The 13538-nt window shown below is 46.8% G+C and carries 11 protein-coding genes and 1 tRNA gene; 8 read left to right on the top strand and 4 right to left on the bottom strand.

Features of this window, described 5'->3' with window-relative positions; translation table 11 throughout:
- Nucleotides 1–59: 59 nt before the first annotated feature.
- The 3 genes from OM95_RS16065 to OM95_RS16075 are packed head-to-tail and all read left to right on the top strand — an operon-like array spanning nt 60 to nt 1574.
- The gene (locus OM95_RS16065; RefSeq protein WP_041876063.1) at nt 60–305 is read left to right on the top strand and encodes a Smr/MutS family protein; all 246 of its coding nucleotides are present in this window, start codon (nt 60–62) and stop codon (nt 303–305) included.
- 16 nt (nt 306–321) lie between these two features.
- Nucleotides 322–1260, top strand: coding sequence for a hypothetical protein (locus tag OM95_RS16070; protein WP_041876066.1), 939 nt, complete (start codon nt 322–324; stop codon nt 1258–1260).
- A 5-nt stretch (nt 1261–1265) separates the two neighbouring features.
- Nucleotides 1266–1574 carry a hypothetical protein gene (locus tag OM95_RS16075; protein ID WP_041876070.1) on the top strand — a complete coding sequence of 103 codons (309 nt, stop codon included), beginning with the start codon at nt 1266–1268 and terminating at the stop codon, nt 1572–1574.
- Nucleotides 1575–1632: 58 nt separating this feature from the next.
- Here OM95_RS16075 and OM95_RS16080 read toward each other — a convergent pair whose 3' ends face one another.
- Nucleotides 1633–3288 carry a methyl-accepting chemotaxis protein gene (locus OM95_RS16080; protein WP_041876072.1) on the bottom strand — a complete coding sequence of 552 codons (1656 nt, stop codon included), beginning with the start codon at nt 3286–3288 and terminating at the stop codon, nt 1633–1635.
- Between the two features lie 304 nt (nt 3289–3592).
- Nucleotides 3593–4549 (bottom strand): hypothetical protein, encoded by a 957-nt coding sequence (locus OM95_RS16085; RefSeq protein ID WP_041876075.1) that lies wholly within the window; start codon nt 4547–4549, stop codon nt 3593–3595.
- A gap of 144 nt (nt 4550–4693) precedes the next feature.
- Here OM95_RS16085 and OM95_RS16090 point away from each other — a divergent pair.
- Nucleotides 4694–4770: transfer RNA gene (locus tag OM95_RS16090), tRNA-Met, on the top strand.
- A gap of 220 nt (nt 4771–4990) precedes the next feature.
- Here the strand turns inward: OM95_RS16090 and OM95_RS16095 are convergent.
- Entirely contained in the window at nt 4991–5869 is an 879-nt protein-coding gene (locus OM95_RS16095) for a prepilin-type N-terminal cleavage/methylation domain-containing protein (protein ID WP_041876077.1), read from the bottom strand.
- 418 nt (nt 5870–6287) lie between these two features.
- Here OM95_RS16095 and OM95_RS16100 point away from each other — a divergent pair, with 418 nt between their 5' ends.
- The 4 genes from OM95_RS16100 to OM95_RS16115 all read left to right on the top strand — a co-directional run bounded on the left by OM95_RS16100 (nt 6288) and on the right by OM95_RS16115 (nt 13281).
- Nucleotides 6288–6572: a hypothetical protein gene (locus OM95_RS16100; RefSeq protein ID WP_041876080.1), complete on the top strand. Its 285-nt coding sequence runs from the start codon at nt 6288–6290 to the stop codon at nt 6570–6572.
- A gap of 260 nt (nt 6573–6832) precedes the next feature.
- Nucleotides 6833–10861, top strand: a complete 4029-nt coding sequence (locus tag OM95_RS16105; protein ID WP_041876083.1) for a tail fiber domain-containing protein — start codon at nt 6833–6835, stop codon at nt 10859–10861.
- Between the two features lie 34 nt (nt 10862–10895).
- A complete protein-coding gene (locus OM95_RS16110; RefSeq protein WP_291516650.1) occupies nt 10896–11153 on the top strand; it encodes a hypothetical protein in 258 nt (85 codons plus the stop codon).
- Between the two features lie 178 nt (nt 11154–11331).
- Nucleotides 11332–13281: a class I tRNA ligase family protein gene (locus OM95_RS16115; protein WP_041876088.1), complete on the top strand. Its 1950-nt coding sequence runs from the start codon at nt 11332–11334 to the stop codon at nt 13279–13281.
- Between the two features lie 33 nt (nt 13282–13314).
- On the opposite strand, the gene OM95_RS16120 is transcribed toward OM95_RS16115, so the two are convergent.
- A partial coding sequence (locus OM95_RS16120; RefSeq protein WP_363228138.1) for a hypothetical protein occupies nt 13315–13538 on the bottom strand: 224 nt, incomplete at its 5' end.

Consider the following 13538-nt stretch of genomic DNA (forward strand, 5'->3'; position numbering starts at 1 on the left):
GAAATTTTACTTCTATCTTTTAGCGTCAATTCTTGATTCAATAAGGTCGAGGTCGAAAAATGGCGAAAGATTTATTAGATCTGCACGGATTTAAATCAGACGAGGTGGAAGCCGCACTGGATGCCTTTTTGATGAAGATGTCGCATGCGAATTTAAAGAGAGCTCGGATTATGACTGGAAAAGGGTCGGGGGTCGTCAAATCGATCGTCATCAAATATCTGAAACTAGCAGGTTACCCTTGGGAGTACGAACGCCTCTCTAACGGCAAACAAAATGAGGGTTGTCTTGTTATCTTCCTCCAGTAAATTTTGCAAAGGTCGCATGAAGAAGAAATCAACTGGCAAAAGAAAAACCACTCAGGAAGTGCAAAACTTTCTCAAAGATGTCGAATTGCTTCTCGGTATAGATGTAAATCGAAAATTAAGTCGAGACGCGATTCTGGAATATCCTTTTGATGAGCAGCTTCTGTCTCTCAGCTCAGTGTATCGCACCAGTCGCAAACTCTTTTTGCAACAAGGGGGGCGCTTTTCGCCGCAGGTGATCTCCACGATGCGTTCGTTAAGCTCTCCGGATCTTTTTAGTTGGGAACTGCAGTACACGCCGCTTTTTTCCGAGATAAAATGGTGCAAGGATCACTGGCAAGAGGTGTATGATCCCGAAGTCCTTGTCACTTCGTTATCCACCTTCCAGCAAATTTCTCTTTTTCATGAGCAGAATCATCGCATTTTGTGGGCTCTTCTTCCGAAAGCTCCCGCCGAGCAAAAAGACTTCTGCCGTTACCTGAATTTTGCCGAAAGCCTGGTGATCACACTGGATTTGGTTTTAGGTGACGAAGTGGGCTCGCGCTATTCACCTTCCCTAGAGCGAATGAAGAGCCTTTATCGACCCGCGGGCGAGGATTCGTGGTTTAAAAAATCGCCGCAGCAGTATCGCCAATATTTATTGGCGGCAATGTACGTCAGCTACCTCGCACTGGAATTGGTGCATCACGAAGATATTCCCAAAGCCTTGGACTATGTTTTGCCGGGACAGAAAAAAATCAATAAAGATGCTGTCCAGCGGGGGCTTGAGCTGAGTGAACTTTTCACCTTAAATACGAACCTGCAATGGCAAAAACGCTACTGGCGACAAGCGCAAAAGAGTCTTTCCGCGTATCATAAGACTTCGCCAGAGGACGTTCATTATCTACCGGAAGATCCTTTGGATTTTGAAGAAGAGTTTATTATCGCCAACCGAATGTTGGATCAGTTTCTGGGGTGAGCAGGATGCGAATAAGACAAGTGGGATTTTCTTCCCGATTAAAAGCCCATCGTAAAATTTTGACCTTAGAAACACTGAAGTTCATTGTCGAGTTCTTAAAAGACCGCGACGCTCGTATGGCGGCATTACGTTCGGGAGTTCCGGAAAACTATGCCTCGCGCCAGGGGGCTTGGCTGAAAAAGCACGCCATCGTCCTGGCTGCTCTCGAAGCGGATGTCGACGAGCGCGAGCAGTTGAAGCTTGAGAAGGCTTTGGCAGAGATCGAAAAGCAAATGGACATTTGTAAAGAGATCTTAAATCTTCAGGATTTTTAATTCTGGAAACGAGGCGGGGGGATTCCAGAGTACTTGCGTACCCTGGAATAAATCAGATCTAGAAGCCCTCTGTCGTGCCGACCTTGGCACGGACTTCCTGATCCTCGTCGAAGGGAATTGTTGCCGCAGCACGGGTGGCTTTGGCAGGCGTTTTAAGTTTCACAACATTTTGGGGAAGAGCGTCCTTTTTCTGAATAGAAGCAACGCTTTTCTTTTTGGGAACTTCCATTTGCACCGACTCTGCTTTGACGGATCTGCCGAGAATAAATCGTTGCAGATCACTCAGCAAGACTTGCGTCGTCTGCGCAAGCCCATTGATTTCCACCGTCGTGGCGGCAATTTCTTCTGCGGAGGCGGCATTGCCTTGGGACGACTGATCCAGTTGATTCATGGCTTTGCTGATTTGTTGGATACCGGTGGTCTGCTCGCTACTGGCTACAGAAATTTCGTTGTTCAAATCAGACACCTTTTTAACGGAACTTGTGATATTGCTCAAAACAGTTCCACTATTGTCGGCGATACGGCGGCCTTCTTCGACCTGAGTGACAGAGTCTTGAATCAAAGATGTGATGTCTTTGGCTGCCGCGGCACTTCTTTGTGCTAACGAACGGACGGCTTCGGCAACGACGGCAAAACCTTTGCCTTGTTCGCCGGCTCGGGCCGCCTCGACTGCCGCATTTAGCGCCAGAAGATTGGTTTGAAAGGCGATATCATCAATGACGGAGATAATTTCTTCGATTTTTTTAGAAGATTGCGAAATATTTTGCATCGAGCGGATGAGTGATTGAATTTCGTGCTCGCCTTTTTCCGCGGTTTCTCGTGATGAAACGGAAAGCGATGCTGCTTGTTTCGCGTTATCGGAATTCATGCGCACCATCGAGGTTAATTCCTCTAAAGATGCGACGGTCTCTTCGAGTGAAGCCGCCGAAGAGGTGGAAGATTGTGACAGACTGTTTCCGGCGAGGCTTAATTGTTCCACGGCTGAAACCACGCTTTTGTTGGCCTCGTCGATCTTGTCGGAAATACCTCCCACGGAATTTGCGATGCGAGCCCCGATAAAAATCATCAAACCAAAAATGGCCAATCCGGCGACAGTTGTGATGCGGATAATTGTCTGAACGGCTTGGGCTTTTGAAGCGTTGGCTGCCGCATTGGAGGCTTCCGCCGTCTTGCGCAGCTGTTTTGCTAAGTCGCGGTTCCAGGCGCGTATTTCCGTACCGATCTTAGACAGAGGCCCTTGCATGACAAGCTTGGCTTCGGCGTATTGTTTCGGATCGCCGCTTTCTAAAAGGGTGATCACCTGTTTTGTGTTTTTATAGTAATCAGGAAGAAGGTCTTTAACTGTGGCGTAAAGTTTTACTTCCTCTTGCGACATCTTGAATTGCGAGTACTGTTTTTCGGCGGACTCAAATTCCTCAATCGCTTCGTGCGCCCCTTTAATGAATTTCGCTCTCTGTTCGGGAGCTTCCGTCGCGAAAGACGCCCACACATTGTAAAGAAATTTGTTGCGAGCTTGTCTCATCTCACCCAGAGCATCGAAGGATGGCACGATGGAGTCTGTATTTTGATCCAGGAGCTTTACCACATCATCAAGATTTCTATAGGTGAGGCCCCCCAAAACGATGAATCCTAATAGGGGGAAGACCGCTGCCAGCAGCAAGCGTCCCTTTATGCCTCTCAGCCAAGACTTCCAAAATCCATTTTGAGCGCCCATACAAACGTTCCTTTCGGGTTCTAAATATTTCCTTGGACATCAATAAATTCGGAGGAGTTGCGTGAATGCTTGAGTTTTTTTGACAAGAACTTAACCAGCCTGATTTCGCTATGTCTCAGTCTGAAACAGTCAGATGAAAGAACTGTGAGGTTATCTCTTGAAAATCGTATTTCTTTGTGGCGAATTCTCGATTTGCGACAGTGTCGTAATAAGAATGTGTTAAGAACGCCACAAAGTCATTTCGATCTGATTCATTTCATGGTGCTCTTTGATTTTTTTGTAATAGTTAAAAGATACGTCTCGCCTAATTTTGTGTAGGGGCCTGATGTGCTTTTTCAATGTCTGCGGCAAAAAGCCTTAAGACCCAGGCATCGTTCAAAGTAACTTGGGAATTCGTTAGATTCATTTTAACATGAGAGCGATAGTTCGCATCATACCCCAACTCTTTGGCGTCGACTCCCACAGAACTTAAAAAAGTCTGCATTTCTTTCGCCGCTTCATCAGCATCGTAAGGGCCTCTGTGATTGACATTCTTTTCCATCTGTTCGCAAAAATTGAGGGTTGCAGGATCCCGCGCGAGCTCTGGCTTCAGGGCCACCGCTCTGGCCAAATAGTGCATGTTATAGGTTTTTTGCAGCAGTTCATCCATTGCCCGAGTGTTCTCTTTAAGAAAAGCGCCTGCACGGTAAATTTCATAATAGAATTCCGCTTTTTTTAAAATAGAAGGGTCTTTTTGCTCTTCAGATTTCATCACCATGTCGACCAGTGCCGGCATTCCAGGGGATCTGAAAATATATCGAAGGATGGGGGCTGCGGTTTCCACCAGCGGATCTTTTTGGTCTTGCGCCAGGCTGTGAAAGAAAAACTTTGCATTGGCATTTTTGTGGTCTCGGAGCAAGTGACTGTCGGCCGCTTTTTCTAAATGTCGGCATGATTCAATTAAGGGCTTGCGAGGGTCCGTAAAGTCTTCAAGCAGAACTTTGGATGTATCCTCCACAATCGCCGCCTGTTCATTCTTGATCTCGGTCACAGATTCCGGCGTAGAGGTGGGGAGGGGTGTTTGCGACTTCTTTTCTGCCTCAACTGTTGGTGACGTGCTTGTTTTTGTAGCACGATTCGCCATGGCTGGAGGAGTGAGTCCTTGTCGAATCTCAAACGCCGACGGAAGCTTTGAAAGCCCCCAGAATGCCAAGCCCCCGATAAGCACAACAATGACAACAAGGATGACGGCGACAAGTTGAAACAGTTTTCCGAGTTTCATCAAAATCTCCTCTGAAAAGTGAGTTCAACCATGTTTTTCCTGGTCGTTCAACGAGGCTTAAATGATACAGGCTGTTATATTCATTCTTTTAATAATGAGGGGTTGACCCCCAAGCTCTTTCCACCTATACCTAAACTTCCTTGTCGCGGGGTGGAGCAGTCTGGTAGCTCGTCGGGCTCATAACCCGAAGGCCGTAGGTTCAAATCCTGCCCCCGCAACCAATAAAGGCTCGATGGTAAACCATCGGGCCTTTTCCATTTCTAGGTATATTCGGTTCTACGGTTCTACAATCAGGATGATTCGCTGTCGGTCGGTATATTCGGTTCTACGGTTCTACTCACTTGATGGTGGAGTTCCATCCAAATCTGCTCATAAATATATTTTAAAGCCCTTCTTTGATAATAAACACTGGTTGCCTATCTGAAGGTTACTCAATCGGATTTAGTGACCACTTTGACAGCAACTAGCGCCAGTGGGTCCGCTTCCACCGACTCCACAAGTTCCGACCCATGAGCATCCTTTGGTGTCTATCCATGTATACTGTCCGATCTGAGAGTAGGCGTAGGTCGTGCATGCTCTAAAAGCGCCAGGGGCTGAACAACCACTACCTGACGAAGAAGATGCGGCAACACAAATTTTCGTACCATCCGCGTTCACGCCAGCCATCGCTTGACCACTTTCACATTGGCCGAGAATTTTTAATGCGCACTTTCCCGAACTGCTATTCCATGTGCCCTCAAGAGATTCGCAAAGCTGTTGGGCCATAAGATCATAATCAGCAGAATTAGTTATTGTCGTCGCCGCACAGGATTTAATTGTCGCGACTGAACTATTTTCTTCCACCTTCATCATTATCGGCACACGCCGAACCAGTTCACTGGCCCCGAGACTGTTAAGAGCGTTTGCTTTGGAAAAAGGTAAAACAAGTTTACCCAAATAAAGGTTTGTCCCTAAACTCTTAATCTCCATCACCTTGATTGATTTTAGATTCAGTGAGTTCGTGGTAACTCCTGATCGAATGATGACCTCACTCGAATCAGAATTGATGATTCGATCGGGAATTTTTGGTGCTATCGAAGCCGTTGTTAGATCTTTGGGATTAAAAGTCTGACCGACGAAATTTATATTGCATGTACTGGCCGAACTCAATGACATGCGCACCAGTTCACTTTGAATATTTGACTCGTTCACCGCCGAGTAATTGTTTTGAAACTTTGAAAAGATGTCGGTGATACTTAGTAAAGCCATAGTGATAATACCCATGATGCCCAGCCCTACCAAGACCTCGACCAGCCCAACGCCTCTATTATTTAAGTTCATGGATTTTTCCCGTCTGCAGAAACTCACTTCGCATCTCACTCATGACACTGTGAATGAGTCGGTGATCTTAAGTAGAGTATGCCACTGTTTGGAGTTTTAATGCTGTGCTAATGTTTATTTCTAGGTCTATACAGTGCTGAATGTTGTCAGCAAATATAAGCCCCTGGCTCATTATGAGCGTTGCAGAATGAGTCCCTCTAAATCTTGGGTTGAAAGACGAAGGAGAAAAGCGCAAATATTTGTTGTTTCCTGAGTGAACGTTTGCAAGCGATACAAGCGAGTCTTTCTCTGGCGTCGATGCTCAATAAGAGGTTTTTTGACCCAAAGTTGAAGAAAAGTTAAGGCCTCAGACTAGAAGCTGAAAAGATCAGGAAAATGAGATATAGAGCTTCTGTTTTTCGACGAAAGGAATTTATTTATGATGAAACAAAAGTTTTCCAAAATATTCGCGAGCATTTCATTTTTTGCTCTTTTAGGTCTTTCAGTTACGACTTCTGCACAAACGTTGGCGGCGACTCCAGAATTCTGCGAAGCGATTAAGCCGACGAGCTCTGTTTACTTCAATGCCAGCAGCTACATCGGTCCTGACGTTGTTCAACTATGCCAAAAGAGTCTGCAAGGCCAAGAAGTTCAAAACTGCCTACGCGAAGCCTTCGAGTGGAAAAACTGGGCGCGCCTTTGCAAGATGCCGATGCCGCAGTAATTTCTCCGTGAAAGAAGTGAAAATTGTTTAGTCGAGGAATTCATCTTTAAAAACAATGTATTCCTCATATATAGAGGCTGAAAGCTCATGCAGATTCAGCCTCTTTTTAATGCGTGCCCATGTAGTTCCATTTTGAAAGATCGCCCGGTGATCTTTTAATTCTCAGATTGCGTATATCCTCAGCGAAACGGGACGTCTCTTGTAGAATGTCTCTGAGCGACCGATAAGAACTTGAATTATTTGTTCTTCGGGGAGCGTCTATGGTTCAGCAATGTAGAGATCTTTCATTGAATATTCTTCGGCATATCATTTTGATTCTTGTTGCATCTTTTGTTGTGCTGGCTGCCCAGGCTCAAACTCATAAAGGTATTTCATTTCAAGGGGTCATTAAACTTCCGGATGGAGAATACCCAAATAAATCGGGCCTCACCGTAGATGCTTATATTCTGTCACCTAATAACTGTATTCTTCGTCAGGAGCAGTTCAGTGGTGTGAGTATCGTGAATGGCTATATTAACTTAGTCGTTGGGACGGGGCTTGTCGGGGGGGATGATCCGGGTTTAAGCCTTAAGAAGGTCATGGATAACTCAGCGGTGATTGCTAATGGGCCGACTCAACCGGCTGGACTGATTTGCTTGAATCCTGACGGTTCTATCAATGGCGCCGTCACCAGCTTTAACCCGGCCTCAGGCAATGGAGCGAGAAAATTCAGGTTGAGTCTTTCTATCGATGCCTTGCCTGTTGTGGCTGACTTCAATATGCGATCTGTGGCTTACGCACTCAATGCTGAAACTTTAAATGGTCGAACCGAAGATAGTTTTGTCAAAACCAGTACAAACATCACGCAAATCGGCGTCGAAGCCTGGTTTGCAAGTACCGTCATCGGCGAATTGCTGGCAAACACCTACAACGCGCCAACGGCGACAACGATCACCGGCACGATTGCATCCAATAAGGTGACTGGTCTCGCGACGGTAGCAACCAGCGGCAGCTATAATGATCTTAGCAATAAGCCTTCTATTCCCAATATCCCAAGTCAGACTGGCCACGCTGGAAAATATCTGACGACCGACGGAAGTATTTTGTCTTGGTCGACAGTCACGAGTGGTGGCTCTGGCACTATCACGGAAGTTGTTGCGGGAACAGGATTAAGTGGTGGCGGTACTTCTGGCGCGGTCACAGTGAATTTGGCAAATGTCGGGACCTCTGGCACCTATACAAAAGTGACGACGGACGCGCAGGGCAGAGTGACGGCAGGAACGACACTGAGTGCCGCCGATATTCCTGCATTGGATGCGGCGAAGATTACCAGTGGAACTTTTGCCGACAGTCTTCTTGCGGGATTGTCTATCGATAAGCTGCTTAATGGCGCTGGGAAATATTTGAATTACAAACCAAACAACGTGGCTTGTGGTAATAATGAAGTGTTGAAATACGACACCTCTTTGAACTCCGGTGGCGGAGGTTGGAAGTGTGCAGTGGACGACAATAGTGGTGTCGGATCAGAGAGCGATCCGACGGTGCAGGCTTTCGCGAAAAATGCGCCGGGTTCGGGTCTTATAGTGAATGGCTCCAATCAATTGGTTATTGATGCGGGATCGACTGCGAATAAAGTGGTCAAACTGGATGGCTCAGCCCGCTTGCCAGCAGTAGATGGATCCCAGTTGACCGGCTTGCCTACGCCGTCAAGTTTTTCGGGTTCTCTTTCTGGTGATGTCAGTGGTGGACAAGGTAGTACCAAGGTTGACAAAATTAACGGTGTTTCTGTCGCTGCGGCAGTCGCAGCGGATGACGGAAAATATTTGAAGTATGTTCATGGCTCGACGGCGTGGCAGGCACAGTATATTAAATTATCGGATCTAAAAAACGTGACGGGCACGGCGTCTGCGTTTCATACAAACATTGGAAGCTGTACCGCAGGTCAAACCATGGTGTGGTCGTCAATCACTGACCAATTCAATTGCCAAGACGTTTCAATTACGAAGTCGCAAATCAGTGACTTTCCAACTTTGGGCTCATTGGCAGGCAAAAGCACCATAGGAACAAGTGACATCAGTGACGGCGCCGTCACGGCAGCGAAACTTGGTACGGATGTGGGTGCTTGGACCACCGACGGAACAGACATTTGGCGAAATACTGGCAATGTCGGTATTGGTGTGAGTTCGCCTTTATCAAAACTGCATATTGAGTCGGCTTCCGCTCCAGTACTCACTTTGGGTAACTCTTCTCTGGTGAGTGAGGGTAGTCCGATCGGCGTACTTAAATTTGCAAACCATGCGGCAAATTGGAACTACTGGGCCGGGATTAGAGCTGTTCGTGGTGCTGCCGAAAATAATATTGGTCTGTACTTTGATGTTCAAAAGGGTGGTGCCGCCGGAGCCGCCCTCGGTCTTAATGCCCTAGCGATTGATTCAAATGGTAATGTCGGTATCGGGACCGCAAATCCAGTTGCTACGTTGGAAGTCTCTGCGCCAATGAATACTGATGCTTTCAAAATTAATTCGGCCTTTACAGTCAGGCCCTTTGATAGCGGAATTTCAGGACTACCGGGTAGTCAGTTCGGAACGCTCGTTACGGGCTCCCCAAGTGGGCACTTTGTTTTTGATTTGGCTGCAAATAATTCAACAGACGGATTTTATATTCGAGTACCCAGTGTGCTTACTACACCGCCATCTGCTGTTGATACGGTGGCTTTTTCAGTTACGGGAAATGGCAATGTCGGTATTGGAACGACCTCACCCTCAAGACCACTCCACGTGAAAGCTGATCAACCATGGGGGCAAGTATTTATCGAAAGCCCAGCCCCCGCCTCAAGCCCATCTTTCAAAGAGGCCAGTATTGGGTTCAATGCTTACGGAACAGGTATCGGTGGTAATGGAATGTGGAATATCGGAGCTGGAATTCCCCAAGGCTCAATAAATCCAGAGGATTTAGGCTTTTACCATGTCGATACCTCTGGGACAGGGATCACCCCGCTTGTCATTAAAAACTCTGGCAATGTCGGAATAGGGACGGTCTCCCCTACGTCACATTTTCATGTTTCGAGCTCTCCAACAGCCATTTCAGCCTCTGGTGAAACGATGGCCTCGGTCGATGCGACTCCCACACTTTCTTCGAACGCCCAGGCCTGGATGAAAAATCTCAATGTGGGCACATTAGTGGCGAACAGCGAAACTCATAACTATGGTCCGATCTACAATTTGTTTAATTCCTTGGCCTATCAAGGCTCTGGAACTTACCAAACCCTAATGGGGGTCCACTCAATAGTTAAACAATCATCCAGTGCCACGACCGCGACAGGAAGTGGGATCACGGGAGTTTCAGGTTCCGCCACGCTGGCTTCAAACTCCGATACTGTCGTCTTATGGGGCGGGAGTTTCCTTGGAGTAGTGAGCGAGTCAAAAACAGGTGTACCGACAAATGGTTTTGGTGGGATTAAGGCAGAAGCCCATCACTACAACTCAAGTACAATCTCAGGGGGTGTAGGAGCTAATGCATCCGCGCAAAACGATGGCGCGGGGGTCCTCACACGAGCCTCGGGGGTTTCAGCATCTTCACTTAACAACTCAAGCGGGTCCATCGAAACAGCGTATGGCGTATCTTCCAATGTTACCAATAATGGGGCAGGCGATATTACAACTGCCTACGGCCTCTCAACGGAGGTCAGAGATTACGGAGCCGGTTCTATCGGTACTGGTTATGGCCTTTTTATTGGTCCGATCTCGGCTTCAACAAAATATTCGATTTACGTAAGTGATTCAACGGCGCCCTCTTATTTTGCAGGTAAGGTTGGGATTGGTACGGCAAGTCCGAATTATCAGTTAGAGCTATCCACGGACTCGGCGGCTAAGCCTGGAACGAGCACTTGGACAATCGCGTCTGATGAAAGACTCAAGGATATTCGAGCTCCTTTCAATCGGGGAGTTGCGTCGCTTCTTGGTCTGAATACAATTTATTTTAGGTATAAAAAGGACAATCCCTTGGGACTGCCTTCGGATAAAGAGTACGTGGGGATTCGTGCCCAGGATGTGCAGAAAGTGATCCCGGAAGCTGTCGCTCAGGATAAGGACGGTTATTTGCATGTCACCAACGACGCTGTCATTTGGACCGTTGTGAATTCCGTCAAAGAGCTTTATTTTAAAATTCTAAAACAGGATGAACAATTGGCTTCAAAAGTCGGACAAGCAGAGTTCGACGCACTTAAGGCCGAAAATGAAATTCTGAAGAAAGAAAATGTCGAGATAAAAAAACGCTTAGAGAGAATTGAGAGGGCTCTTGAAAGCAAGTAGTTCTAGGGCCATTTTTAAACGAACGATAAACCTGGTGAAAGCTCGATTTGCCGCCCTTGTGCTTAGTGGGCTGGCTGTCTTCTTAAGTGCATGCTCTATGGATGTGAGTCTTACGCGTCCCACAACACTTGCGAATCCCGAGTTGTCTTCGCAAGATAGCGGTCCTGATTTTATGTCGGCAGAGGTTGTGGAAACGGTAAATGGAGTTGTTGTTCGAGGGGCTTTTGGCGAGATATCTGAGCGTCAAGTTCTTTCCAATGGAGTCACTATCCAAGGCCGTTTTTATGAATGATTCAAATCTTTCTCTGCGTCAGCGAAGATCTTGCCAAGCATAAACATTCAAATATTTCCTGCTCTGGGGTCTGAAGGCCTGACGCGCAGGTTATTTCTTCTATTAAATTCTGCTCGCCGTATCAAAATGCGTGCAACGATCGGGGATTTTCGCTAAATTAGATCCTTTAGAGGTTCATATGCAGCCAGGATCTAAGCCAGAAAATAAATTTTCACCTCCCACCGATGTCAAATCAGTTCTTGCGATGTACAAGCGACCCAAAAAGGTCGTGGTTACCGCTGGTATGCCGTATGCCAACGGACCTTTGCATTTAGGGCATTTGGCGGGCGCCCATGTTCCTGCGGATATTTATGCCCGCTGGATGCGCATGTTAATCGGTGCGGAAAATGTTCTTTTCGTCAATGGCAACGATGACCACGGGTCCACAAGTGAAGTGGCGGCGCTCAAAGCTGGCAAAACCATTCGCGAATTTATCGACACCATTCATGAACAACAAAAAGACACGTTAAAAAAATATTCGGTGCAAACAGATGTTTTTACCGGCACTTCTCGTCCGGAAACATACCCTTTGCATGAGCAGTTTTCGCAGGATTTCCTGCGTCGGCTTTTCAAGAATGGTCTTCTTGAAAAGCGAGTGACGAAGCAGTGGTACGACCCAAAGATGAATCGCTTCTTGCAGGATCGTTTCGTGCGTGGGACTTGCCCAAACTGTGGCAATACCGAAGCCTATTCAGATGAATGCGATGTATGCGCAGCGACTTTTGATCCCAGTCAGTTGCAGGATCCGCGAAGTCAGCTGAGTGATGCTAAACCGGAACTGAAGGACACGGCCCACTGGTGGTTAGACATGTGGAAAGTGGCGGACCCTTTAAAGGCGTGGATTGAGACCAAACAAAAAACGTGGCGTTCCGCCGTCGTTCAGGAAGTCATCAACACGGTTCTAATCGGTTGTCGTTTTGAAAACGTACATGAGGCCAAATACAAAGAAATCAAAGAAACTTTGCCCAAACATAAATCTCGGTACGTGCCGGGTAAAAAAGTTGAGTGCTTATTTGACTCGAAAGCGGATTTAAAGACGGCCCAAGAGGTTTTACAGGCAGCAGGAATTCCTTCGGTCGTTACTGACAAGTGGGGCTACCGCCCGATCACGCGCGATGTTTCCTGGGGGATTCCAGTTCCGGCTGAGCTGGATCCGGATATGCAGGGCAAAACATTATATGTGTGGCCGGATTCGTTGATTGCGCCGATTGTATTTACTCAGGTTGCTTTGGAAAAAGCAGGCCGTAGTAAGGATCTCTACAAAGAATTTTGGTGTGATCCCGAAGCGACAGTTGTGCAGTTCCTGGGACAGGACAATGTCTTTTTCTATGTCATTATGCAAGGGTCGATGTGGTTGGGACATAAAGACAATCCTCAGCAGTTGCCGCAAAAAGGCGACTTGCAGATGACTGAAATTATGAGCGTTTACCATTTGATGGTGAATGGTGAAAAAATGAGTAAGTCCAAAGGAAATTTCTATACCGGCGATCAACTTTTAGAGATGGGTTATTCCGCAGACCAAATTCGTTATTTCTTAGCGATGCTAAGCCTTCCCGTGAAAGCATCGAATTTTGATTTCGAGCATTTTGCAGAAAGAAATAAATTCCTGGCCGGCCCGATGAATGCGGCTTTTGAAAAACCGATCTCTGCATGTAATTCGAAATTTAATGGCAAAGTTCCGGAAGGAAAGCTGATCGGAAAGGCGGAAGCTGAAACCATCAAGCTCGTACAGATGTACTTGCGTTCAATGCAAAAAGGGGATTATGCCATTTTGCTTGGACAGGTTGAAAACTACGCGCGTCTGATCAATTCGTTGTTCTCTCAATACAAACCGCATGATGATCGTGCGGATGAAACGGGTCGGAAAGATGCCCTTTTCACTTGTTTTTATGTATTGAAAAATTTGATGATTATGCTGGCACCTTTCGTTCCTGATACAGTGAATGAGCTGCGCAAGTCTTTGAATTTGCCGGAATCAGTTCTGCGCGCTGACGAGCTCGGAACTGGAATTCCAGCAGGTCATGAGATCCATGCTAAAGGAGTTTACTTCCCCTCTGTTGCGGAAGAGTCTGAGACCTCAGAGTCTTAGAAAGAAAAAAGACCCGCAGCTTGCGGGTCTTTTTTAGTGTTTGCCGTCGGCATCCTTCATCTTTTTTAGCACCAAAGATATTGTCTCTGCATCAAGCTGCGCCTTTTTCATCAAGCGAAGAGCCGCCTGCATATCATCTGAATCAATAGCCTCGAAAAACTCGTCGAGCTTGTTAATAGACACCATTTGTTCAAGGACCAAAGTTCCTTCAAAGTCACTTTCATCCATGTCCACCCCCCATCTCTCAATGATCTCTG

The organism is Bdellovibrio sp. ArHS, from assembly GCF_000786105.1.
Taxonomy (GTDB): domain Bacteria; phylum Bdellovibrionota; class Bdellovibrionia; order Bdellovibrionales; family Bdellovibrionaceae; genus Bdellovibrio.

Excerpts from the sequence above, each read along its gene's own strand:
- OM95_RS16065 (WP_041876063.1), top strand. The coding sequence starts at position 60 with ATGGCGAAAGATTTATTAGATCTGCACGGATTTAAATCAGACGAGGTG.
- OM95_RS16105 (WP_041876083.1), top strand. The coding sequence starts at position 6,833 with ATGGTTCAGCAATGTAGAGATCTTTCATTGAATATTCTTCGGCATATC.
- OM95_RS16100 (WP_041876080.1), top strand. The coding sequence starts at position 6,288 with ATGATGAAACAAAAGTTTTCCAAAATATTCGCGAGCATTTCATTTTTT.
- OM95_RS16095 (WP_041876077.1), bottom strand. The coding sequence starts at position 5,869 with ATGAACTTAAATAATAGAGGCGTTGGGCTGGTCGAGGTCTTGGTAGGG.
- OM95_RS16085 (WP_041876075.1), bottom strand. The coding sequence starts at position 4,549 with ATGAAACTCGGAAAACTGTTTCAACTTGTCGCCGTCATCCTTGTTGTC.
- OM95_RS16070 (WP_041876066.1), top strand. The coding sequence starts at position 322 with ATGAAGAAGAAATCAACTGGCAAAAGAAAAACCACTCAGGAAGTGCAA.
- OM95_RS16080 (WP_041876072.1), bottom strand. The coding sequence starts at position 3,288 with ATGGGCGCTCAAAATGGATTTTGGAAGTCTTGGCTGAGAGGCATAAAG.
- OM95_RS16075 (WP_041876070.1), top strand. The coding sequence starts at position 1,266 with ATGCGAATAAGACAAGTGGGATTTTCTTCCCGATTAAAAGCCCATCGT.
- OM95_RS16115 (WP_041876088.1), top strand. The coding sequence starts at position 11,332 with ATGCAGCCAGGATCTAAGCCAGAAAATAAATTTTCACCTCCCACCGAT.